We start from the raw sequence: 22243 nt of genomic DNA on the forward strand, positions 1-22243 counted from the left end.
CTTTATGTTGTTGTTCACCGGGGTCCGTCTACGGGGTGACATAGACGGCCTCTTCATTGCGCACCTGTGAGGGGGAGCTCCACGACTCGGATTCGGCAACAGCTTGGCTGGCGGGCTTGCCCAGCAGCTGGAGCACAGTAGCTGCACAATGCTGAGGCTGCTGGCGTTCAGGGGAAGTCCGGCGTTTCCGCTGTAATTCAAGTCCGGCATATTCATGCAGCAGCATGGAGAACCATTTGTTCACCACTTCCGAATCAAGTACCTCGGCCAGCCCCAGCTCTACAAAATACTGGCTGTTCTTCTCTTCCTGCCCCGGGATGGCGCTGTAGAACAGCATCGGAATGCCTTTGGCCTGACCTTCAGTACAGGTCATTCCGCCCGGCTTCGTAATCAGCAGATCGGAAGCATCCATTAATTTGTTGATCTCGCTGCTGTAGCCGAGAATCTTTACATTGGGATGGTCCAGCAGCGGGTTGGCTTTCATTTTGGCTACCAGCTTGTCATTGCTGCCCATACAGAATATAAGCTGGATCTCATCCATCCGGGCCGTGAGCGAATTCATGATGTCCTTCCCGAACATCAGCCCCCAGCCGCCGCCCATAATGAGCACGGTAGGAATGTCGGCGAGCCCCAGCTCCTTGCGGAGCTGAGTCTTGCTATGGCGCTCCCAGAACTTCGGATGCACCGGGATGCCGGTAACCGTCACCAGCTCAGGAGATACGCCCCGTCCGGTAAGAATCGATTTGACGCGTGAAGTAGAGACGAGATAGCGGTCGGCTTCGGCGTTCACCCAGCTGCCGTGAGCATCATAATCTGTAATCAGCGTGTAGAGCGGGACATCCAGCCCCTGCTGCTTCAATCTGGAGATGACTGCGGCCGGAATCGGATGAGTGCAGATAATCAAATCGGGTTTAAGCTGCTCTATGACCTGTGAGGCATGTGTATAAAAAATCCGGTGAAGAGCCAGCTTAGTCAACCGGTTCAGTGATTTATGATATTGGGTCTTATACATCATGCCGACCAGCTTTGGCTGGCTGCTGACTGTTTTGCGGTAAGCGGAAAGAATCCATGGTGCGACCGTAGGATTGAGGAATTTTCCAAGCTCAATGACCCGGCACTGCACATCCGGACTCAGCAGTCTTATTCCTTCGGCCAGAGCATAGGCTGCCCCTGTATGGCCCGTGCCGAAGCCTTCCGAAAACAGCAGTACTCTTTTCTTTCGCATAAGTTCACCTGCTACTTTCCATCATGGGTAGAATTACGAGTTCTCTTCATCGGTTCATTCGAGATCCCATGTTCATGTTCTATTATATTATACTAGGGTTTTTGCTTCTTTTCTCACATTATACAAATAAGACGTAAATAGAAAGTTAAAACACTGCAATAAAATAAAAAAAGTTGGGCACAAGTATTGCATTGGCAGGAGCATCGTGATAAAGTTGGTCTTGACCGAGTGACCGGATTAGTAAATTGGTCAGAACGCGGACGCAATGATATTTCCTGACGAAAGGGAGTGCACGGGTGGCTGTGGTAGATCGAAGGCAGCAGGTGCTTCAGGCGGCGACGAAATCTTTTTCATTATTCGGCTATAAGGCAACTACAATGGATCAGGTCGCCAAGATTGCCAATGTCGGCAAAGGGACGATTTATACCTTTTTTACGAACAAGGAACAATTATTTGACGAGATTCTGCGAGATGTCATTATTGAGATGAAAAGAATCGCCGAGCGGGAGATTAAACGCGACAAGCCGTTTTTTGATAATCTGCACCGCGTGCTGGACGCCCTGCTGGAATTTCGGAGCGAACATGAGCTATTCATCAAGCTGTCCCAGGAAAGTCGTGATTTCGGAACGCCGCAGGCCGGTGATGGGCTCGACAAGATCGAGAGTGTCGTACTTGAATATTTGGAACGGGAGGTGGAACAGGCAATCCGTCAAGGGGAGATCAAGCCCTGCGATCCCCAGATTGTCTCGGTAGTAATGTTCAGGCTTTATATCGTACTTACTGCTGAACTGAGCAAGGTGCATGTGCCTTTGACCAAAGAGCAGATTAAATGCTACTTTCATTTATTTTTGGCAGAAGGCCTGTCACAGTAGAATTTAAGTCCGGTATAGGGACGGCGTCTGTGAACCTGCGCTTTCCCTGATGTGAACAGGCAAATTTTTTTTGCTCTTGACTGACTGAATGGGGAAAATGGTCAACCAGTGTTACTGTAACATTCACGAAAATATCATTTCAGAGGAATTTATAGCATTTTAAAGAGAGCATATGATTAGAAGGAGAGAACCAGAATGAAATCTTTATCCGTGTTTATCAAGGACCTTGGCGCGGTTTTTAAGAATCCCAAGATGCGTATTTCCATGTTTGCCATTCTGTTCATTCCTGTACTGTACAGCGGATTATTCCTGAAGGCATTCTGGGATCCTTACGGTAAAATGAACGAGCTTCCGGTCGCTGTCGTAAATGAAGATAAAGGTGCTGATTATGAGGGCTCCAAGCTGAGCGCCGGATCAGACCTGGTGGCGGAGCTGAAGAAGACGGACGGGTTCAAGTGGAATTTCGTCAGCCGTGAAGCAGCGGAAGCCGGACTTGCGGACAATACCTATTATATGGCGATTATTGTTCCGGAAGACTTCTCGGCCAAAGCTACTACCCTGCTGGATGCAGATCCGCAGCCGGCCAAAATCATCTACGAGCCGAATGAAGGCTACAACTTCCTGGCTGGCCAGATCGGCGGCACGGCAGTGAAGGATATCAAGACTAAAGTGTCTGCCAAGATCACAGAAGCGTATACCGAATCTGTATTTGATAAAATCACGGATATCGCCAGCGGGCTTGGCGAAGCCGGGGACGGCGCCACCAAGATTGCTGACGGTGCCACCAAGCTGGATGACGGAGCGCTTAAGCTGAAGGACAATCTGCTTGTCCTGACTGAAGGCACCGGCAAGCTGCTCGATGGTGTAGCGCCGCTTACCCAGGGTGTGACGGATCTGAATACCGGAGCAGCGGCTCTGGAAGCCGGCAGCAGCACGCTGGCCGGAGGGCTTCAGCAGTTGTCCGCAGCACATAAGCAGCTGCAGGATGGTGTAACCCAGTCGGCAGCAGGCAGCAAGCAGCTTGATGCAGGGCTGCAGAAGACTGCAGCCGGAGCGGCTTCGCTCAAGGACGGCACACAGTCGGCCGTAGACGGAACCGCCAAGCTGCAGGCTGGCACGAAGTCGGTGGTGGACGGCAGCGCGAAGCTGGAAGCGGGTCTGACCTCTTCCGCAGAAGGCAGCGCGAAGCTCGAAGCCGGTCTTACGGCTTCGAAGGAAGGCAGCGCGAAAGCGGCAGCCGGAGCCAAGGCGGTAGCAGACGGTCTGCAGGCACTGGCGAAATCGAACCCGCAGCTTGCGGCAAGCCCGGATGTACAGAAGCTGCTGGCGGCAAGTACAGCAGTGGCGACCGGCACTGCACAGCTGGACCAGAGCCAGGAGCAGCTGCTGGCAGGAGCAACGGCACTGCACAGCGGCCAGGAGCAGCTGGTGCAGGGAGCGAATCAGCTGCACAGCGGTTCCCAGCAGCTTGATGCAGGTGTAACGCAGCTGCATGCCGGAGCGCAGCAGCTGAACGCCGGCAGCGCACAGCTGCTGGAAGGCCAGCAGCAGCTGGCGGCTGGCGCGGGCACACTTGCAGCAGGCGGTGCTAAGCTGTCGGCAGGCATGCAGCAGTTCGGCGCGAAGCTGGACGAAGCGGCCGCAGGCGGTGCGAAGCTGGCAGACGGCGGCAAGGCGCTTGAAGCCGGTACAGCGAAGCTGCTGAGCGGCGCAGGACAGCTTGGCAGCGGCCTCAGCTCTGTAGCTGACGGCTCGAAGCAGCTGAGTGACGGAGCAGGCCAGCTCAAGGACGGTCTGGATGAGCTGAAAGCAGGCTCCGGTGAGCTGGCCAGCAAGCTGGGCGATGCTGCAACGCAGACTAATGCTGTGAACAAGAGCGATGCGCTGGTATCCATGTTTGCCCAGCCGGTACAGATTGAAGAAGTGAAAGTCAGCAAGGTACCGAACTATGGAACAGGATTCGCCCCTTACTTCCTGTCTCTCGGTTTGTTCGTAGGCGCACTGATCTGTACGATTGTTATTCCGATGCGTGAATCTGAAGTGATCGGAGCCAGCCGGTTCAACCGGTTCATGAGCCGTACTCTTACGTTCTCCATGATGAGCTTGCTCCAGGCACTTCTCGCCATCCTGATTGTTCTGTACGGCTTGGGCCTTGAAGTGCAGAGTGTAGGCTTGTTCTACGCCTTCTCCTTCATCACCAGTCTTGCCTTCATGTGGATGATCCAGGCGATCGTAACCTGGCTTGACCAGCCGGGCCGTTTCGTAGTCATCCTGATTCTGATCTTCCAATTGACTACGAGTGCGGGTACGTTCCCGCTGGAGCTGATTCCTAACTGGATGAAGATCTTCAATCCGCTGCTGCCGATGACTTATAGTGTCAAAGGCTTCAAGGCAGTCATCTCCACTGGCGACTTCAGCTCGATGTGGAATGATGCCGGACTGCTGGCCGCTTACGGCATAGTATTCCTGGCGCTTACCTTCACCTACTTCATGACCCGTGACCGCGGTAATGAAGCTCTGCTGAAAAGTGAACAAGTTTTGACTGTATAATGGAACACATTTTCTTGTAAATATGAGGACACAAAAACGCCCCTGAGGGGGCGTTTTTGGCTTATACAGAAAACTAAATGGGTAAAAAAAGTGCCATACCCATGGCAGGAAAATAAATGAAACGCTTTCAATGCATAAGAACTTATTCGTCTTTTATGCATAATTATGCACTGAGAAGATTTTTTACGCTTTTATCCGCTAAAGCTGCGCTGCAAAAGCATTTGTTAATCAAGCTCATAAAAAAGTTTAAATTGCGCTCATGTCAGGTCGATGATAAAATAATATAACCAATCTGGCTTGAATAATTATTAAGATTTTCCTCTGAAAAATTTTCCTGGAATTCCGTCTACTTTATAATAGAAAGGTTGCGTATGATGAGACACACTGAACTGCCCGGCAAACAGGGCCTTTATGATCCTCAGTTCGAAAAAGACGCTTGCGGCATGGGATTTGTTGCCCATATTAAAGGCAAACCGTCCCATGATATTGTTAGCAATGCTCTGACTATGCTCTTTAATATGGAGCATCGGGGAGGCCAGGGAAGCGAGCCGAACTCTGGTGACGGAGCCGGCATTATGCTGCAGATTCCGCACCGTTTCTTTGCCGGCGAAGCAGCGAAGCTTGGCTTTGAGCTGCCGGAACAGGGCCATTACGGCGTGGGCATGATCTTTCTGTCTCATAACGAGGAGATCCGGACCCGCCATGAGGCGCTCCTGAGCGAGATTATCGCTGAAGAGGGCCAGCAGGTGCTCGGCTACCGCGATGTGCCTACCTTTGACGAAATGCTCGGCAAGACGGCCAAGGCTGCCAAGCCTTATGTGCGGCAGGTATTTATCGGCCGCTCTGAAGGAATTAAGGATGATCTTTCTTTTGAACGCAAGCTGTACGTGATCCGCAAACGTGCGGAGCTGTCGATCCGCTACGGCGGAGCAGAAGAGGGGGAATCCTTCTACGTACCGAGTTTATCCTGCAAGAAGATCGTATACAAGGGCATGCTGACTACTGTACAGGTTGGACAGTTCTACCTGGATCTGCAGGATGAGAAGCTGGAGTCGGCGATTGCGCTTGTCCACTCCCGGTTCAGTACCAATACCTTCCCAAGCTGGGAACGTGCCCACCCTTACCGCTTCATGATTCACAATGGCGAAATCAACACCCTTCGCGGCAATGTGAACTGGATGCATGCCCGCCAGTCGCTGTTCAAGAGCGAAGTGTTCGGAGAGGATCTCGGCAAGATCAAGCCGGTGGTTAACCCCGACGGCTCCGATACTGCGATGTTCGATAATACGTTCGAGTTCCTGTACCTGAGCGGACGCTCCCTGCCGCATGTTGCGATGATGATGGTTCCTGAGCCTTGGAGCAATCATGACAGCATGGACGAGAAGAAGAAAGCCTTCTATGAATTCCACAGCACCCTGATGGAGCCATGGGACGGGCCTGCCGCAATGGGCTTCACCGACGGCGTGCAAATCGGGGCGATCCTCGACCGTAACGGTCTTCGTCCTGCGCGTTATTATGTCACCAAAGATGATCTGATCATTCTGTCCTCCGAAGCGGGAGTCCTAGACATCCCGGCAGAGGATGTACTATACAAAGACCGCCTGAGACCGGGCCGTATGCTGCTTGTGGATACGAAGCAGGGCCGTATTATCTCTGATGAAGAGGTCAAGGCTGAAATTGCTTCGCAGCAGCCTTATCAGGATTGGCTGGATGAGCACCTGATCAGCCTCGATGAGCTTCCGGAAGCACCGGAGCTGCCGAATCCGAAGCATGATAACGTGCAGCAACTTCAGCAGTCGTTCGGTTATACCTTTGAAGATCTGCGCAAGGTGCTGGAGCCTATGGCATCCACAGGTGCCGAAGCTGTCGGGTCCATGGGTTATGATTCACCGCTGGCGGTACTGTCTGACCGTCCGCAGCGGCTCTACAACTACTTCAAACAAATGTTTGCCCAGGTAACCAACCCGCCGATTGATGCGATCCGTGAAGAACTGGTAACGTCCACGGCAACAACGATCGGGCCTGAACGCAATCTGCTCAAAGCAGAACCGGAGAGCTGTCGTCAGATCTCGCTGGATTCTCCGATTCTCTCGAACGAGGATTTCGCCAAGCTGCGTCATGTACGCCGTGCCGGCTTCAAATCGATGTCCATTCCGATTCTCTTCCCGGCAGAGCTGGGGGCGGAAGGGCTGCGTATCGCTCTGGAGCGTATGAATGAGGCGGCAGACCGTGTTATGGCCAAAGGACATAATATACTTATTCTGTCAGACCGCGGGGTAGACCGCGACAATGCTGCTATTCCGGCGCTGCTGGCTGTCTCCAGCCTGCATCACCATCTGATCCGCTCGGGAACACGGACCAAGGTCAGTATCCTGCTGGAATCCGGTGAACCGCGTGAAGTTCATCATTATGCGCTTCTGCTTGGTTATGGTGTCAGTGCGGTCAACCCTTATCTGGCCTTTGAGAGTCTGGATGATATGATCGGCCAAGGCCTGCTCCGCGGAATCTCGCATGAGAAGGCTGTGAAGAACTATATCAAGGCAGCTACGAAGAGTGTTGTCAAAATCCTGTCCAAAATGGGGATATCCACAATTCAATCTTACCGCGGCGCACAGATTTTTGAAGCTGTAGGCCTGAACTCGGAGTTCGTAGACCGTTACTTCACCTGGACACCATCCCGTATCGGGGGAATTGGCCTGGAGGAAGTGGCTCTAGAAGCACTTGCCAGCCATAACCGAGCCTTCACCGACAAAGACGGCAACGACAAGGTGCTGGATTCCGGCGGTGAATACCAGTGGCGGAGTGACGGGGAAGAGCATCTGTTCAACCCGCAGACGATTCATCTGCTGCAGCATTCCGTACGCAGCGGAGATTACGAGATGTACAAGAAATATGCGGCACTTGTTCAGGGCGAAAGCGAGAAACACCAGACTCTGCGCTCGATGCTGCAGTTCAAATCGACTAATGCACCCGTTTCGCTTGATGAGGTAGAACCGGCGGAATCGATCATGAAACGCTTCAAGACCGGCGCCATGTCCTTCGGCTCGATCAGCAAGGAAGCCCATGAGACATTGGCCATTGCGATGAACCGTATCGGCGGCAAGAGCAATACCGGCGAAGGCGGGGAAGATCCGGCGCGCTTCATTCCGGACGCTAACGGCGATTCCCGCCGCAGTGCGATCAAGCAGGTGGCATCGGGACGGTTCGGCGTAACCTCGAACTATCTGGTGAATGCCGACGAGATCCAGATCAAGATGGCACAAGGCGCTAAGCCGGGTGAAGGCGGACAGCTTCCGGGCCGCAAGGTATATCCTTGGGTTGCCGAAGTCCGCGGCTCTACAGCAGGTGTAGGTCTGATCTCACCGCCGCCGCATCATGATATTTACTCGATCGAGGATTTGGCAGAGCTGATCTATGATCTGAAGAATGCCAATCCTCGTGCCAATATTAACGTTAAGCTTGTATCCGAAGTCGGCGTAGGCACCATTGCTGCCGGTGTGGCCAAAGGCCGTGCCGATATTATCCTGATCAGCGGCTATGACGGCGGCACCGGTGCTTCACCGATGAACTCCATCCGTCATGCCGGACTGCCTTGGGAGCTGGGTCTGGCTGAGACACACCAGACACTGATGCTGAACAATCTGCGCGACCGTGTTGTACTGGAAACAGACGGCAAGATGCTCAGCGGGCGTGATCTGGCAGTAGCTGTTCTGCTTGGCGCTGAAGAATACGGCTTCGCTACTGCACCGCTGGTAGCTGTAGGCTGTATCATGATGCGTGTGTGTCAGATGGATACCTGCCCGGTCGGCGTTGCTACGCAGAATCCGGAGCTCCGCAAGAACTTCATGGGAGATCCGCAGCATGTCGTTAACTTCATGACCTTTGTAGCACAGGATCTGCGCGAGATTATGGCTGAGCTCGGCTTCCGCACCATTGAAGAAATGGTCGGCCGCACGGATTGCCTGGATGCGGTTCAGGCTTCGACCCACTGGAAGAAGAAGGGTGTCGATCTGAACAGCCTGCTGCATACACCGGCTATGCCGGAAGGAAGCACACGCTTCCGCAGCAAACACCAGAATCATGGCCTGGAAGAAACGCTGGATATGACTCACCTGCTCGATATTGCCGCTCCTGCACTGGAATCCGGCACAGCAGTTGAAGCATCCCTGCCGATCACGAACGTCAACCGTGCCGTGGGTACGATTCTGGGCAGCGAGCTGACGCGCAAATATGGCGCAGCAGGTCTGCCGGATGACACCATCAAGTTGTATTTCACCGGCTCGGCCGGACAAAGTCTGGGCGCATTCGTACCGAAGGGCATCACGATTACGGTCGAAGGCGACTCCAATGACTATGTCGGCAAAGGGCTGTCCGGGGGCAAGCTGATTATCAGACCGTCCCGTAAGGCAACCTTTGCCGCTGAAGATAATATCATCATCGGGAATACGGCGCTGTATGGAGCGACTGGCGGCGAAGCTTATGTCAGCGGGATTGCGGGTGAACGTTTCGCAGTCCGCAACTCCGGGGCGAATGTAGTCGTTGAAGGCGTGGGCGACCACGGCTGCGAATACATGACTGGCGGCCGTGTGGTTGTTCTGGGTGAAACCGGCCGCAACTTTGCGGCAGGGATGTCAGGCGGTATCGCCTACGTATATGATCCGGACAGCACGTTCATCAAACGCTGTAACCTGGAAATGGTATTGCTGGAGCGTGTGGAGGAGGCGGATGAGATCGCTGAGCTGCATAGCCTGATTACCCGTCATACCGAGCTTACAGACAGCAATGCGGGCAGAGCAATTCTCGATTCATGGGATCAGGCCCTGCCGAAGTTTGCCCGTGTCATTCCGAAGGATTACAAACGGATGATGGAGCAGATCCGCAAGGTGGAGCAGAATGGCCTGACCGGCGAAGCTGCCCTGATGGCTGCTTTTGAAGCGAATATGCGTGAGCTTGCCCGTGTCGGCGGCTAAGGTTTAAGGTTTCAACTTTTAAATGCATCCGGTATTGCCGGTGTGCACTATACGATCAAGGGACAGTATTCTTACCCGTATCAGACGGGGAAGATACTGTCCCTTTTACTATTACTGCATTTCTTTCCTAATTTCAGGAAAAAGGAAAGCTATGGTAGAATATAAAAATGTATGAAACGGGTTGCTGATACAGCGATAAGGTTAATATAGCTTGAACTGAAAGAGACAATATTAAGATGGGAGTAGCGGAGGGGAAGTTTGGAACTGTAGGAGCGGTAGCGTCCGCCTGAAAGCTTTCCGTAGGAAAGCTAGCATCGGAAGCATAAGCAGTCTGCGGATTTCCACCGCAAAAGCGGTATGAATCAAGAAATCTGCAGACAACAGCGGCCGGAAGTCCAAACATTCACCGCAATTACGGCTAACATATGCATTGGAGCCTCTTCAGTTCTTCTATTAGTCACCTTATCCGAAAGCGCAAGTCCGTTTCATCCAAACCGACGAAAGGAAGTGAAGTTATGCCGAATACGGCAGAAGTTGTGAAACCTGTGGCCAGCCTGATGGGGGTTACCAAAAAGATCGGCTCCAAAACGCTGATCAATGACTTGACCCTCGATATTCCGCCCGGGCAAATCTTCGGATTCCTGGGTCCGAACGGTGCCGGTAAAACAACTACCATCCGCATGATGGTAGGGCTTATTTCCATTAGCCGCGGGGATATTCTCATCTGCGGACGCAGTATTAAAGACCATTTTGAAGAGGCGATAGCGAATGTAGGGGCTATTGTGGAGAATCCGGAAATGTACAAGTTCCTTACCGGATACCAGAACCTGCGCCAGTATGCCCGCATGGTCCCCGGTGTGACCAAGGAGCGGATTAGTGAAGTAGTAGAGCTGGTAGGTCTCGGCCAGAGAATCAACGACAAGGTTAAGACCTATTCTCTGGGGATGCGCCAGCGGCTGGGTGTGGCCCAGGCACTGCTGCACCGGCCGAAGCTGCTGATTCTCGATGAGCCGACCAACGGGCTGGACCCGCAGGGCATCCGTGAGCTGCGCGATTATCTGCGCCTGCTGTGCCAGAAGGAAGGTACTACTGTTTTTGTCTCCAGCCATTTGCTTGCTGAAATGGAACTCATGTGTGATAGTGTGGCGATTATCCAGAACGGCCGCCTGATCGAAGTGAAACAGCTTAAAGCTGTAGGCAATGTGCTGGTGCCGGTGGGTGAGACCCTGTTCGAAGTGGATCAGCCTGAAGCTGCGCTGGAACTGATGGGCCGTGGTGTGGTGAAGGACGGGGGTATTGCTGTAGAGGCGGTGCGGGAGGAAATTGCCGAGCTCAACGCAAAGCTGGTGGCCGGCGGAATTAAAGTGTACAGCATCAAGCCGCTGTTCCGGTCACTGGAAGATCAATTCTTGGAGATTACAGGAGGTGAAGGCATTGGGTGAGTTCGCTGCTCTCATACATAATGAGAATATCAAAATTTACAGACGTCTGCGGACATGGATTATGCTGTTCATTCTGGCGGTTATGAGTGCGCTGTTTCCGGCGCTAATCCATTTCACCAGTGGAGGCAATGAGGTAACGATCGGGTTATGGGACAGCTTCCAGACTACCGTAGCGATCGCTTTTTTCCTGAACACCATCTTCACAGCCCTGGTGGCTGCTGACTCCGTTGCGGGCGAATTCACCTGGGGAACGATTAAGCTGCTGCTGATCCGCCCTTGGAGCCGCTCCAAAATCCTGCTCTCGAAATATATATCGATGGTGCTCTTCAGCTTGTTTAGCACTCTGCTGCTGATCGTGTTTGGTTATGGCTCAGCCCTGATTTTCTCGTCCTCGGCCGTGGATTCGATAGGGGGGCCGACGATGGCCTGGAGCCAGGGGGAATACGTTTTTCTGACGATTATGTGCGCCTACATTGAGCTGTTTCTCACAGCAGCCATTGCCTTTATGATCTCCAGCGTATTTCGTTCCAGCGGCCTTGCGATTGTACTGTCGCTGTCCATCATGTTCACCAAAGATATCTTTATCGCCATCTTCAGCCCGGAACGGTATGAGTGGGCTAACTATCTGATTTTTGCCCATATGAATCTAAGCGGCTATCTGCTGTCGGACACCGGCCCCGGAGGCGCTACGTTAGGGTTCGCGATTGCTGTCCTCGCGGTATATTACGTTATTTTCATGCTCGTCTCTTGGGTTGTATTCCGTAAAAGAGATGTCGCTGCTTAATGTGGTACAGGGCTGCACAAGGACTGGAAGCAAGCATATGCGGGGTTATGCCCGCTCAGCCTGCTTCCAGTTTGTTCTGTTTATGGGAACCCCGCTTACCTGCCTTGTCCGTAGAACCATCTGCCTGAAGCCCGCCCGCTGTCTCTGTGGCGGGCTGTTCGGCCATGGCTACGGACCCGTTCAGCACGCTGCCTTCCATAATACTCAGTGCGCCGGCTGCGATATTACCGTGCAGCTGTCCGGTTTCGGTCATGATCAGCTTCTGGTTGGCGGTCACGTCGCCGTAGACCTTGCCGGCAATAATAACCTCCTGCGCCTTAATGCTGGAGTGGACCGTTCCCTGTTCGCCGACCGTAACTGTCCCCTGGCACAGGATTTCCCCGCTGAAATTCCCTTCAATCCGCAGATTGGTATCGCAATGGACTTTACCTTCAAGTGTGCCTCCATGTCCGATAAGTGAATCGGTCGATTTATATGGAGCACTTTGTTTGCGTTTGTTCCACATGCCTGCATTCCTCCTTGTATTCTTAAGGTTTAACATAATTCAGCGGATTCACCGGCTTATTCTGCTTCACAACCTGGAAATGGAGATGGGGACCTGTGCTGCGTCCGGTATTGCCGAGCATACCAATTTGCTCCCCTTTGCTGACCTTGTCACCGGGCGAGACCACCATGCCGTTCAAATGCATATACCAGGTTTCCAGCCCGTTCGCATGCTTGATAATGATATATTTGCCTCTGGCGCCCAGCTGGTCGGCAGAAGTGACCACACCTTCCATCGCTGCGTATACAGGGTCACCGATGCGGCCGGCAATATCGATTCCGGAGTGGTAGGCAGAGACCCCCTTGAAGGGATCGGAACGATAACCGAAGCTGGAGGTGATCACCTTCGAGCCTGTGGGCCAGAGGACAGCCGGGGCCAGTCTCGCTTTTTCTTCACGTGCCTTCTTGGCCTGCAGGTTAGCCTCCAGGGTGTTGGCTTTTTCGGCCTCTGTAATTGTAGTGGAGATACGGCTGACCATTTCCTCCAGCATCGTTTTTATTTCTTCGTAGTTGTCTCTTGTTTCCTGAACCAGCTCCAGCGGGTCATTGGCATATACAGCGATGTACTCTCCGCCGACCTGGGGGGGCACTGTACTTCCTAATGCAGCGGTAACTACCCCGAAACGGAAATCAGCTGCAGACAACGTGCCGGAAGAGGTGTCTGATGGATGCTCTGCAAGGAACGGAGCCGTACTTGAACGGCTTATGGTTCCCTTGACGTCTCCCTTAGTTCCGCTTGCAGCAACTTTGGCTGATGCGGCAATGAACGGCTGGCTGCTTGCGGCAGAAGCTGCAGAGGCAGTGGGTTCATTGTCTGTACCGGAAGAAGAGGTCGTCTCTTTCTCAATCAGCGACTGCAGCTGCTGCTCCAGTTCAGAGACACTCTTCAGCTTGTCTTTAATGCTCTGGGCTTCCTCCGAGAGCTCGGTCACCTGGCTGCGGAGCTGCAGCAGCGCCTGGTCCTTGTCGGCGACCTTGAGCTCCATCCGGATATTCGTCAGCGATAGTGCCGCAGCTTCGGCTTCCAGCTCGGAAATGGACCGGGAGGCATGAATATGCATGGAGGTGACCAGACTGGAGAGAGACAGGGCAGCCGCAGCAGGCAGGGCGAAGGCAAGCGGCTTGGACAGCTGCAGCTGTCTGACCGGCCGTCCGGCCTCACGGACGACGAGCAGCGTAATCTTGTTATGATCGGGCTGACTCTTCATAACATCTCCTTCCTGCGGCCTTTAGCAGCCGCGTGGTATGAACTGAGTGAATCCAACATTGCTATAGAGCGGGGCTCATCCGATTCGTCCTACTACTCTATGTATTCCATTCCTCTGGCGAACATGACAACGGTTTGCTTGAATAAAGAAGGAGAGTTACGGCAAGACCTGTAGTAGATCATCTTCAATAACATAACTTTTAGGAGGTCCGGGATGAGGATATTCGCAGTTATCTTAAGTCTTTTTATCATACAGATTGCCATTATCGTTATATCGGAGTTCCGCCGTCCGCAGAGGGCACTGGCCTGGATATGCATTACCTTCTGCTGTCCGCCGCTGGGGCTGCTGTTCTATTATTTCCTCGGGCGGGATTATTGGCAGAGCCGGAAGCTTGGCAAACGGTGTGTGTCCCTGCTGAGGGAGATCCGCGCCCATGTTGCCGGCAAAATCCATATCGTCAAAAGCACGGCAGATACCGGGAATCCGGGGTTTGAGAACCGTAAAGAACTGCTGCATTTGCTCTCAGGCCTGTCAGAAAGCCACATTACAAGCCATAATCAATGTCAGGTGCTCAATAATGCCGGGGACGCCTATAAGGCGATGCTGGATGTGATGGAGAATGCGCAAGAGCATATCCACATGGAGTTTTATATTTTCCGGGATGATGATATTGGCAGGCAGTTTCAGGAGATTATGATCCGCAAGGCGCGTCAGGGGGTTAGGGTGCGTCTGCTGTGTGATGGGCTTGGGAGTCATCAGCTGAGCCGGAGATTCGTGAATACGCTCAAGAACGCAGGAGTGCAGGTTCACTTTTTTCTGCCGCCGCTTACTTCGCTGCTGGACCGCCGCTTCAATTACCGCAATCACCGCAAGATACTCGTGGTTGACGGGCTGACGGGCTTCACCGGGGGAATGAATGTAGGTGATGATTATCTGGGAAAAGACCCCAAGATGGGCTATTGGCGAGATACGCATCTTCGTGTTGAAGGGGATGCAGTGTATCATCTGCAATATGTGTTTCTCAAAGACTGGAGACTGGCAGCCGGTGACACTATGAGCCATCCGCGGTTTTTTCCTGTTCATGCCTGCAGCGGGCGGGATGCTGTACAGATTGTAGCCAGCGGGCCCGATGGGGCGGTTGATGCCACACAGGAAATGTTTTTCGCTTCACTCTGTGCGGCGAAGGAGCGCATCTGGATGACCTCCCCGTATTTCATTCCGGACCCGGCCATTTGCCGGGCGCTCAAGAATGCGGTGCTCAGCGGAGTGGATGTGAGGATCATTATCCCGGCGAAGCCGGACAACAAGCTGGTGTATAAGGCAACCCTGTCTTACCTTGAGAATCTGCAGGATGCCGGAGTGAAGTTCTACCGCTATACAAGAGGCTTCATGCACGCCAAAGTGATGATTATTGATGACGTGCTGGCAACGGTAGGCAGTGCGAATCTGGACATGCGCAGCTTCTATTCCAACTTTGAACTGACGGCTGTTCTGCTCCGTCCGGCGATTATTGCGGAACTGGCAGAGGACTTCAGCCAGGACCTGAAGCACAGCGAATTCATCGATCCCAAAAAGTTTAGGGAGAGAGCGCATAATGTCAAACTGATTGAGGGGCTCTGTCAGCTCTTATCGCCGCTTTTATGACATAAAAGGTGAAGTAAGCATCGTTTATCGAAGGTTATATCATGTTCCATGCGTTATTTGAGCTTCCTTTATGATATAATAGGAACATAAGAAGCAAAGGGGAGAAAGCGCAGCTGTGAAGTCTGCTTTCGTATACTTCTTAGATATACTATTTATAGGGGGAGTTCTATGACTGTAAGCCAACAAATCTTTACGAGTGAGGAACAGAAGAAGCCTCAGAAATCAGGAGCCTTCAAGACAGCGAAGCTGGCCCAGCGGATTGTGATGATTGTCATCGGAGCGGCCATGATGTCTGTTGCGCTTGAGATTTTTCTTGTTCCCAATGAGTTGATTGACGGCGGAATAACCGGTATTTCCATTATGTTGTCCCATATTTTCAATATACCTCTGGGTATTTTATTGACACTGCTTAACCTGCCGTTTCTGGTGATCGGTTATAAGCAGATTGGTAAGACCTTTGCCTTATCTACTTTATTTGCTGTAGTTGTAATGTCCATTGGGACGCAATTGCTCCATCCTGTGAATCCGATTACGGTTGAACCGCTGCTTGCCGCAGTATTCGGTGGGGTTATCCTCGGGGTCGGGGTCGGACTCGTGGTACGTTATGGAGGATCGCTTGATGGTACTGAGATTGTGGCCATCCTTGTGTCCAAGAGGCTTCCGTTCTCCGTAGGGGAAGTTGTAATGTTCTTCAACCTGTTTATTCTTTCCGGCGCGGGTTTTGTCTTCGGCTGGAATAATGCGATGTTCTCGCTGATTGCCTATTACATTGCTTTTAAATTAATAGATATTACACTTGAAGGTCTGGATCAGTCGAAATCGGTATGGATTATCAGTGATAAATTCCGTGATATCGGTGAAGCATTGACGGAGCGTCTGGGACGCGGAGTGACGTATCTGGATGGTGAAGGCGGATTCTCCGGCGATAACAAGAAAGTTATCTTTGTAGTCATTACCCGTTTGGAAGAAGCCAAGCTTAAGTCCATTGTAGAAGATTGGGATTCCGACGCATTCATCGCGATCGGTAATATCCATGATGTCAAAGGCGGCCGCTTTAAGAAAAAAGCAATCCATTAGCGAGTACGGTATAACCGGAGCGCTTCCGAAGGAAGGTATATTTACGAACGTCAGAGTAATCAATGCGGCGGCCTGTGCTTGCTGCGCCGTATTCTCATATATAATACCTTCCGTCCATATGCTGGACGCCAAATAAGCCCGCAGCCTAGAGTATAGGTAACTGCGGGCTTATTGGTGTCTTCAGGGCCATTCTCAGGGCAGCTTGGCAATAATATCACCCACCGGCTGTGGAGGGACCTGGGCGATAAGATCGCCCATCCGGGCCAGACGCTCCTCAATGTTCAGCAGATGGTAATCGGTAGGCTTGACGTTACGCTGCACTTCCTCCCACAGGAGGGGCGTTGAGACGGTTGCCAGCGGACGGGCCCGCGGGGTGTATGGGGCAGCAAGAGTTTTCCCGCCGTAATGCTGGAGGTAATCGAAATAGATTTTGTCCCCGCGGTTTTTCTTCAGGCGCTCCAAAGTGAACAGATCGGGACGCTTCTCCGTAACATAGCGGCCGACGAAATGGCCTACCCGGCGCAGGCCGTCGAAGGTGACTCCCGGCTCCACCGGAACAATGATCTGCACACCGGTGGCACCGGAGGTCTTGGGCACAGAGGCCAGTCCCAGTGACCTCAGTACCTCGCCCACCGTAGCGGCTGCCTCCATAATACGCGGCTCGACCTCAAGCGAGGGGTCCAGATCAATCATCCATTCGCAGGGGAGCTCACTGCCCGCATAATGCAGCGAGGGATGGAATTCGAGCGCGGCCAGATTGCCCAGCCAGAGCAGCTCCGGGAGGCCCTGCAGCACAATATAGGTAATATTCTCATGAGTTGCTGTATGCACGAATTCCGGCAGCGGCTCGGGGGCATTCTTCTGGTAAAAGGACATCCCCGGAACACCATGAGGGTAGCGGATTACCGTGAGCAGCCGTCCCTGGCAGTAGCGCAGCAGATAAGGAGAGAGCGCGGCCAGCTTAAGCAGATAGATCTGCTTGGTGATGCCGCGTTCAGGCCATAGCAGCTTATCCGGGTTCGTAATGCTAATCTCATGTCCCCCTGCGGTAATGGAGCCTCTGATCGTCTTCGGCATGCGGCATCCTCCTTGTATAGTTATACGAGCTTGAGGCTTAGTCAGGTGAGACTTTAGGCAAGGCTCAGGCAATGCAAGGCTTAGACTAGACATAGTCAAGGCTCAGACAGGGCTCAGGCAAGATTAGGCAGCTCAGGTAAGGCTCAGGCCCGGTGATCCCGTTACTACGTCTGTGTTCTCTGGTCCATGCGGCAGGACAGCGGAGGGAGCTCTACCTGGGATTGTATAACCGGCTGGCGGAAGGTTCCGGAAGTATTCCATTCCAGATAGTGCAGCTTGAACACCAGCTCAGGCTTAATCCAGACCGAGCCTTTACTGCGCTGGGGCAGCTCTGCAAAAGGCATCTGCTCTGTGATCATGCCGCTGATCTGTGCGGTCAAATTCCGCCAGTCCTGTACGGTCATTTTGCCCGCTCCTGCATGGCCGATATAGTGCAGCTTACCTGCATCATCATACAGTCCGAAGAGCAGGGCGTTAACCAGACCGTCACGGAAGGTGACGCCGCCGGCTACAGCAGTGACATCGGAGATGATTTTGCATTTCTGCCAGCGCTTGTCCTTGCCTCCCGGGGCATAGGTACTGGTGAGCTCTTTGCATACAATCCCCTCCAGCCCGCCCTTCAGAGCGGCAGCGTACAGCTGTGCGGGCTGATGGTAGCTTGGCACATTCTGCACATGGGGATGGGGCAGCAGCATTTCACTTAACATCTGCCGCCGCCGGGACAACGGCTGGTCCAGCAGCCAAATGCCATTGCAGTACAGGATATCGAAGACCATGTAGAGCACCGGCACCTGCGGGCTTACCGCCCGGATCGCTGCTTCATTCTTCAGGCTATCCCTCCGCATCACCTCATGGAAGGAGGGCTTGCCGCCGCTGAGCGCAATAATCTCACCATCGAGAATGACGGAACCGGCCCGGCAATACGCCTCCGGTCTGGCAAGCTCAGGATACTGCAGCGTGCGCCGGTTGCCCCGCCGGTTGATCAGCTCGGCATGGCTTCCATCGTAATAGGAGAGCATCCGCACGCCATCCCATTTGATCTGGGCGATCCACTCCTCGCCCTCCGGGAGCCTGGAGGCCAGCACGGGCTCGAATGGAATAACCGGCTGCAGCGTAAGCGGACCGCCAATAACGGGAGGTGCGGATGACCTGCTCCTAGGCACCGGTTACCTTGCTCTTGGCCGTCCGGCGTTTCGGCTTCGGAGCGATGACCGGAATCGGGCCAGTTGCCTCGTTAACTGCCGGAACTCCCGGTTCAGGGGCAGGGGCTCCGGAGGCATTGGCCTGTGCCGGTTTTTTCTTGCCGGCCGCAGCCGCCCGCGGCTTTTTGCCTGTACCGGTTCCTGTGCCGGACAGTGAAGGTCCGGGGTCGGACGGAATATGCTGTACAGCTTCGATACTGGCCTGCAGGGCAGCCATCAAATCGATGACATTGTTCTCCTGGCGTGCCGGAGCAATATGGAATTCCTCACCGGCGATCTTGTGCGTGATCAGGTCAAGCATCCGCTGGCGGTAATCGTCCGTGTATTTAGCGGGTTCAAACGGTGTGGACAGCTGGGAGATCAGCAGCTTGGCCATATCCAGCTCTTTGTCGTTCACGATCCCCGGCTCCGGCAGACCGGGGACCTGCGATACCGGACGGACCTCGTCCGGGTAATAAATGGTTTCAATCGCCAGGCAGTCGGCGAGGACGCGGATCGCAGCCAGACTGCTTTTGGAGCGGATGGAGATTTTGGCGATCCCGATTTTGCCGGTCTGGCGCATCGCCTCCATGAGCAGACGGTAGGCGTTGGCACCGGCCTGATCGGGAGACAGGTAATAGGTCTTTTGGAAATAAATCGGGTCGATCTCCGTCAAATCCACAAAATCCAGAATCGTAATGCTCTTGCTGCTCTCCTCGGTTAGCTGATCCAGCTCTTCCTTATCGAACAAGACAAACTTGCCCTTCTCATATTCGTAACCCTTGCCGATCTCTTCCCAGGCCACTTCCTTCTCGCACACGGGGCATTTACGCACGTAGGATAGCGGGCTTCCGCATTCTTTATGGATGTAACGCAGCGAGATATCCTTGTCTTCCGTAGCGGAGAACATTTTGACCGGAACATGCACAAGCCCGAAACTGATGGCTCCTTTCCAAACGGTATGCATGAGAATCGCCTCCTGAGTATAAGTGCTGTTTATAGTTGCTGTATCATGAGTTCACGATCAATATGGCTTAGTATGACGCGACGGGGCTTTTTCTAGCCGGATGCATTATTTGCGATTCATGGGAAAAAATAAAGCCGTTCAGCATACGCATTGCACAGTGAATGGGACATTCATTGCTGGTCATTGCTGGATAGTCATGCAAAGGGAGGCCGTTATGGAAAAAGAGCGAAACAACTGGAGCGACGTCCTGTCCGAGCAGGATATCCCGGCGGAGGCTGTCGATTGGGAGAGCATTATTGCCGAGCCCGGGGAAGAGGAGCTGTACGGCGAAGCCGGACTGCTGGATGCTGATGCAACCATCGGCGAACTTTCTGCAGAAGATGAGGATGAATAGGGAGGCGACAAAATGGATGTGAAACGTGCGGGGGATATTTACGCCTCCAAGGATAGGATTGCTGTCCATCTCGATGGTGAACCGGTATGGATTGAGCATGTGGATGCCGATAACGGCATGGCCACTGTACAAGTAGGCTCCCGGCCGGATAATACACGAACCGTTGGTGTAGACCGGCTGGAGGAGCAGGGAAGTTAGATAGGCTGATGCCTCCTTAGGCAGTGGCCGGATGGGGTAGAGAAAAGGACGGATAGGAACGAAACGAACAAGAACGGATAAGGCAGATAATAAGAGTATATAAAACCGGTTGAGGAGGTATCCGATCAGCCGGTTTTTTGTAGTTTAGAAATTAAGTGATGAGCAAGTTGCTACGGCAAACCGAGCCAAATGTATGCGAAAAACCGAATAAATTTTGCGACTGCGAGGGTAAGAGAGCCAAATGTATGCGAAAAACCGAATACAATCGGAGCAATGTGTCACTGTGAAGGTAAGAAAGCCAAATGTATGCGAAAAACCGAGTACAATGTGTCACTGTGAGGGTAACCGAGCCAAATGTATGCAAAAAACCGAGTACAATATGCGACTGAAAGGGTAAGAGAGCCAAATGTATGCGAAAAACCGAATACAATTTGCGACTGTAAAGGTAAACGAACCAAATGTATGCGAAAAACCGAATACAATGTGCGACTGTGAAGGTAAGAAAGCCAAATGTATGTGAAAAACCGAATACAATGTGTCACTGTGAGGGTAACCGAGCCAAATGTATGCGAAAAACCGAGTACAATGTGTCACTGAGAAGGTAACCGAGCCAAATGTATGTGAAAAACCGAATACAATGTGCGACTGCGAGGGTAACCGAACCAAATGTATGCGAAAAACCGAATACAATCTCCACAGCCCCCTAATGAAGTTGGAGTCCTCCCCCATAAAAATGTAGACTGAATACAGGAGGAGGATGAACACAATGGGACACTTAACGGGAACAAGAGAGAAGGCAGCGCAAGAGGTGTTGTCTGGCATTAAGGCAGCGGTGGTTGCCCGAAAATATGGGGTGACCCCAGCGACGGTGAATCAGTGGGTGAGAGATTACCGAGGGGCCCATGGGGAACAAGATCATCCGTATCCCCAGGAGCAGGTGGAGGAACTGAAGCGCCTCCTGGAAGTGGAGCAGAAATACGAGAAGGCCGTCAAGATACTCGGCGAAAAGGAGTTAGAGATTGAGATTCTGCGTGAACTGCTAAAAAAGCCAACCCCTGCTTATCCGAAAAAATCGAGGTAGCCGACATGTTCATTAAGCAGGGGAATACCGCAGCTTTGGTACTGCGTCTCATGGGGCTAGCAGAGTCCACGTACTACGACCGTAAGAAACGCAGGTCACTGTCCCCAAAGGCCGTTCAAGGGGGGCGTGGAAGACCCCAGCCAGGCTACTCCTTTAACGAGTCTGGGGAAAAGATTAGTGACGAGGAGATCCAGGAATGGCTGCTGGAATTAATCGCTGGAGAAGAGCACGTGTACGGGTACAAACTCCTGGCCAAGTGCTTGTGAAACCAGCACCGGTTGAAGCTCAATCACAAGAAAAGCTACCGGCTGTGTCAGGAGCTGGATATCCTGCAGCCCCAGCGTCAGAAGCGCTTTAAGCATCCCCGGAAGCTGCCGGAGAACCGAGTCATTACAGGAGCGAGCCAGCTCTGGCAGATGGACATTAAATACGGGTATGTGGAGGGACGTGACCGGCATTTCTTTGTCCTGAGCATTATCGATGTGTTTACCCGTGTCATCGTCGGCTACCACCGGGGATCGTCGTGTGAGGCCAAGCACGCCTGCCAGACGCTGGCGCGCGCCATGGAGCATCACTGCGCCCCTGACAGCGCTCGCCCTGTGATCCGCACCGACAACGGCCCACAGTTCGTCAGCCACCTGTTTGGCGACATGTGTGAAAGCTGGGAAATGACCCATGAACGTATTCCGCCTCGAACGCCGGATTTAAATGCTTTTATTGAATCATTCCACAGTAATATCGATCGGGATTTGTTCCGCAAAGAGGCATTCGAAACGTTCGAAGAGGCCTATGAAGCGGTGGACCGGTACATGGACTTTTACAATAATCGCAGAATGCATACGAGCCTTCGTAACCTGCCGCCAGCTACCTTTGCAGAGTGGGTGCTGACCCTAGAAGACCGCTCCCGCTTCTTCTGGCCGAGAGAAAAAGCGAAATAAAGAGCATATCTACAACAAGTACTGATTTTATACGGAGGACTCCGGGATAAGGGGGTCGCACCGCAATGTGTCACTGTGAAGGTAACCGAGCC

The 22243-nt window shown here is 52.9% G+C and carries 18 protein-coding genes; 11 read left to right on the forward strand and 7 right to left on the reverse strand.

Translation table 11 applies throughout. The features are described from left to right. Positions 1-28: 28 nt before the first annotated feature. Positions 29-1225: a UDP-N-acetylglucosamine--LPS N-acetylglucosamine transferase gene (locus tag P40081_RS05795; protein WP_042134030.1), complete on the reverse strand. Its 1197-nt coding sequence runs from the start codon at positions 1223-1225 to the stop codon at positions 29-31. 296 nt (positions 1226-1521) lie between these two features. Between P40081_RS05795 and P40081_RS05800 the strand changes: the two genes are divergently transcribed. The 5 genes from P40081_RS05800 (at position 1522) to P40081_RS05820 (ending at position 11843) form a co-directional block, all read left to right on the forward strand. Then, positions 1522-2097, forward strand: coding sequence for a TetR/AcrR family transcriptional regulator (locus P40081_RS05800; RefSeq protein ID WP_039302173.1), 576 nt, complete (start codon positions 1522-1524; stop codon positions 2095-2097). Positions 2098-2292: 195 nt separating this feature from the next. Beyond that, positions 2293-4647 (forward strand): YhgE/Pip domain-containing protein, encoded by a 2355-nt coding sequence (locus P40081_RS05805; protein WP_042134032.1) that lies wholly within the window; start codon positions 2293-2295, stop codon positions 4645-4647. A gap of 374 nt (positions 4648-5021) precedes the next feature. Beyond that, on the forward strand, positions 5022-9617 hold the full coding sequence (gene gltB / locus P40081_RS05810) for a glutamate synthase large subunit (protein ID WP_042140782.1): 4596 nt from the start codon (positions 5022-5024) through the stop codon (positions 9615-9617). A gap of 515 nt (positions 9618-10132) precedes the next feature. Then, positions 10133-11059 carry an ABC transporter ATP-binding protein gene (locus P40081_RS05815; RefSeq protein WP_042134033.1) on the forward strand — a complete coding sequence of 309 codons (927 nt, stop codon included), beginning with the start codon at positions 10133-10135 and terminating at the stop codon, positions 11057-11059. After that, the gene (locus P40081_RS05820) at positions 11052-11843 is read left to right on the forward strand and encodes an ABC transporter permease (RefSeq protein ID WP_042134035.1); all 792 of its coding nucleotides are present in this window, start codon (positions 11052-11054) and stop codon (positions 11841-11843) included. Before P40081_RS05815 ends, P40081_RS05820 begins: the two co-directional genes overlap by 8 nt. A 55-nt stretch (positions 11844-11898) precedes the next feature. On the opposite strand, the gene P40081_RS05825 is transcribed toward P40081_RS05820, so the two are convergent. Next, on the reverse strand, positions 11899-12348 hold the full coding sequence (locus tag P40081_RS05825) for a bactofilin family protein (protein WP_042134037.1): 450 nt from the start codon (positions 12346-12348) through the stop codon (positions 11899-11901). A 22-nt stretch (positions 12349-12370) separates the two neighbouring features. Beyond that, a complete protein-coding gene (locus P40081_RS39720; RefSeq protein ID WP_042134039.1) occupies positions 12371-13594 on the reverse strand; it encodes a M23 family metallopeptidase in 1224 nt (407 codons plus the stop codon). A gap of 213 nt (positions 13595-13807) precedes the next feature. Here P40081_RS39720 and cls point away from each other — a divergent pair, with 213 nt between their 5' ends. Continuing rightward, positions 13808-15238: a cardiolipin synthase gene (cls, locus tag P40081_RS05835; protein WP_042134040.1), complete on the forward strand. Its 1431-nt coding sequence runs from the start codon at positions 13808-13810 to the stop codon at positions 15236-15238. Positions 15239-15406: 168 nt separating this feature from the next. Continuing rightward, positions 15407-16315: a YitT family protein gene (locus tag P40081_RS05840; protein WP_039302151.1), complete on the forward strand. Its 909-nt coding sequence runs from the start codon at positions 15407-15409 to the stop codon at positions 16313-16315. 192 nt (positions 16316-16507) lie between these two features. Here the strand turns inward: P40081_RS05840 and ligD are convergent, their stop codons facing one another. The 3 genes from ligD to ku all read right to left on the reverse strand — a co-directional run bounded on the left by ligD (position 16508) and on the right by ku (position 19540). Further along, complete coding sequence (ligD, locus tag P40081_RS05845) at positions 16508-17392, reverse strand: non-homologous end-joining DNA ligase (protein WP_039302148.1); 885 nt, start codon at positions 17390-17392, stop codon at positions 16508-16510. Between the two features lie 164 nt (positions 17393-17556). After that, positions 17557-18555, reverse strand: coding sequence for an ATP-dependent DNA ligase (locus P40081_RS05850; RefSeq protein WP_231575293.1), 999 nt, complete (start codon positions 18553-18555; stop codon positions 17557-17559). After that, positions 18548-19540, reverse strand: coding sequence for a non-homologous end joining protein Ku (gene ku / locus P40081_RS05855; protein WP_042134043.1), 993 nt, complete (start codon positions 19538-19540; stop codon positions 18548-18550). Before ku ends, P40081_RS05850 begins: the two co-directional genes overlap by 8 nt. Before the next feature lie 214 nt (positions 19541-19754). Between ku and P40081_RS05860 the strand changes: the two genes are divergently transcribed. The 3 genes from P40081_RS05860 to P40081_RS05870 all read left to right on the forward strand — a co-directional run bounded on the left by P40081_RS05860 (position 19755) and on the right by P40081_RS05870 (position 21213). Continuing rightward, entirely contained in the window at positions 19755-19934 is a 180-nt protein-coding gene (locus P40081_RS05860; RefSeq protein WP_042134045.1) for a hypothetical protein, read from the forward strand. Between the two features lie 12 nt (positions 19935-19946). After that, positions 19947-20132, forward strand: coding sequence for an H-type small acid-soluble spore protein (locus P40081_RS05865; protein WP_039302140.1), 186 nt, complete (start codon positions 19947-19949; stop codon positions 20130-20132). Positions 20133-20898: 766 nt separating this feature from the next. Beyond that, a complete protein-coding gene (locus P40081_RS05870; protein WP_052421685.1) occupies positions 20899-21213 on the forward strand; it encodes a helix-turn-helix domain-containing protein in 315 nt (104 codons plus the stop codon). Between the two features lie 209 nt (positions 21214-21422). Here P40081_RS05870 and P40081_RS38240 read toward each other — a convergent pair whose 3' ends face one another. Continuing rightward, complete coding sequence (locus P40081_RS38240; protein ID WP_156118537.1) at positions 21423-21575, reverse strand: hypothetical protein; 153 nt, start codon at positions 21573-21575, stop codon at positions 21423-21425. A gap of 27 nt (positions 21576-21602) precedes the next feature. Between P40081_RS38240 and P40081_RS37290 the strand changes: the two genes are divergently transcribed. Continuing rightward, on the forward strand, positions 21603-22151 hold the full coding sequence (locus P40081_RS37290) for a DDE-type integrase/transposase/recombinase (protein ID WP_269323268.1): 549 nt from the start codon (positions 21603-21605) through the stop codon (positions 22149-22151). The last annotated feature ends 92 nt before the right edge of the window (positions 22152-22243 follow it).

The sequence above is a fragment of the Paenibacillus sp. FSL P4-0081 genome, assembly GCF_000758565.1.
Lineage (GTDB): Bacteria > Bacillota > Bacilli > Paenibacillales > Paenibacillaceae > Paenibacillus_AQ > Paenibacillus_AQ phytohabitans.

Excerpts from the sequence above, each read along its gene's own strand:
- P40081_RS05795 (WP_042134030.1), bottom strand. The coding sequence starts at position 1,225 with ATGCGAAAGAAAAGAGTACTGCTGTTTTCGGAAGGCTTCGGCACGGGC.
- P40081_RS05805 (WP_042134032.1), top strand. The coding sequence starts at position 2,293 with ATGAAATCTTTATCCGTGTTTATCAAGGACCTTGGCGCGGTTTTTAAG.
- gltB (WP_042140782.1), top strand. The coding sequence starts at position 5,022 with ATGAGACACACTGAACTGCCCGGCAAACAGGGCCTTTATGATCCTCAG.
- P40081_RS05815 (WP_042134033.1), top strand. The coding sequence starts at position 10,133 with ATGCCGAATACGGCAGAAGTTGTGAAACCTGTGGCCAGCCTGATGGGG.
- P40081_RS05825 (WP_042134037.1), bottom strand. The coding sequence starts at position 12,348 with ATGTGGAACAAACGCAAACAAAGTGCTCCATATAAATCGACCGATTCA.
- P40081_RS39720 (WP_042134039.1), bottom strand. The coding sequence starts at position 13,594 with ATGAAGAGTCAGCCCGATCATAACAAGATTACGCTGCTCGTCGTCCGT.
- cls (WP_042134040.1), top strand. The coding sequence starts at position 13,808 with ATGAGGATATTCGCAGTTATCTTAAGTCTTTTTATCATACAGATTGCC.
- P40081_RS05840 (WP_039302151.1), top strand. The coding sequence starts at position 15,407 with ATGACTGTAAGCCAACAAATCTTTACGAGTGAGGAACAGAAGAAGCCT.
- ligD (WP_039302148.1), bottom strand. The coding sequence starts at position 17,392 with ATGCCGAAGACGATCAGAGGCTCCATTACCGCAGGGGGACATGAGATT.
- ku (WP_042134043.1), bottom strand. The coding sequence starts at position 19,540 with ATGCATACCGTTTGGAAAGGAGCCATCAGTTTCGGGCTTGTGCATGTT.
- P40081_RS05860 (WP_042134045.1), top strand. The coding sequence starts at position 19,755 with ATGGAAAAAGAGCGAAACAACTGGAGCGACGTCCTGTCCGAGCAGGAT.
- P40081_RS05865 (WP_039302140.1), top strand. The coding sequence starts at position 19,947 with ATGGATGTGAAACGTGCGGGGGATATTTACGCCTCCAAGGATAGGATT.
- P40081_RS05870 (WP_052421685.1), top strand. The coding sequence starts at position 20,899 with ATGGGACACTTAACGGGAACAAGAGAGAAGGCAGCGCAAGAGGTGTTG.
- P40081_RS38240 (WP_156118537.1), bottom strand. The coding sequence starts at position 21,575 with ATGCTTAAAGCGCTTCTGACGCTGGGGCTGCAGGATATCCAGCTCCTG.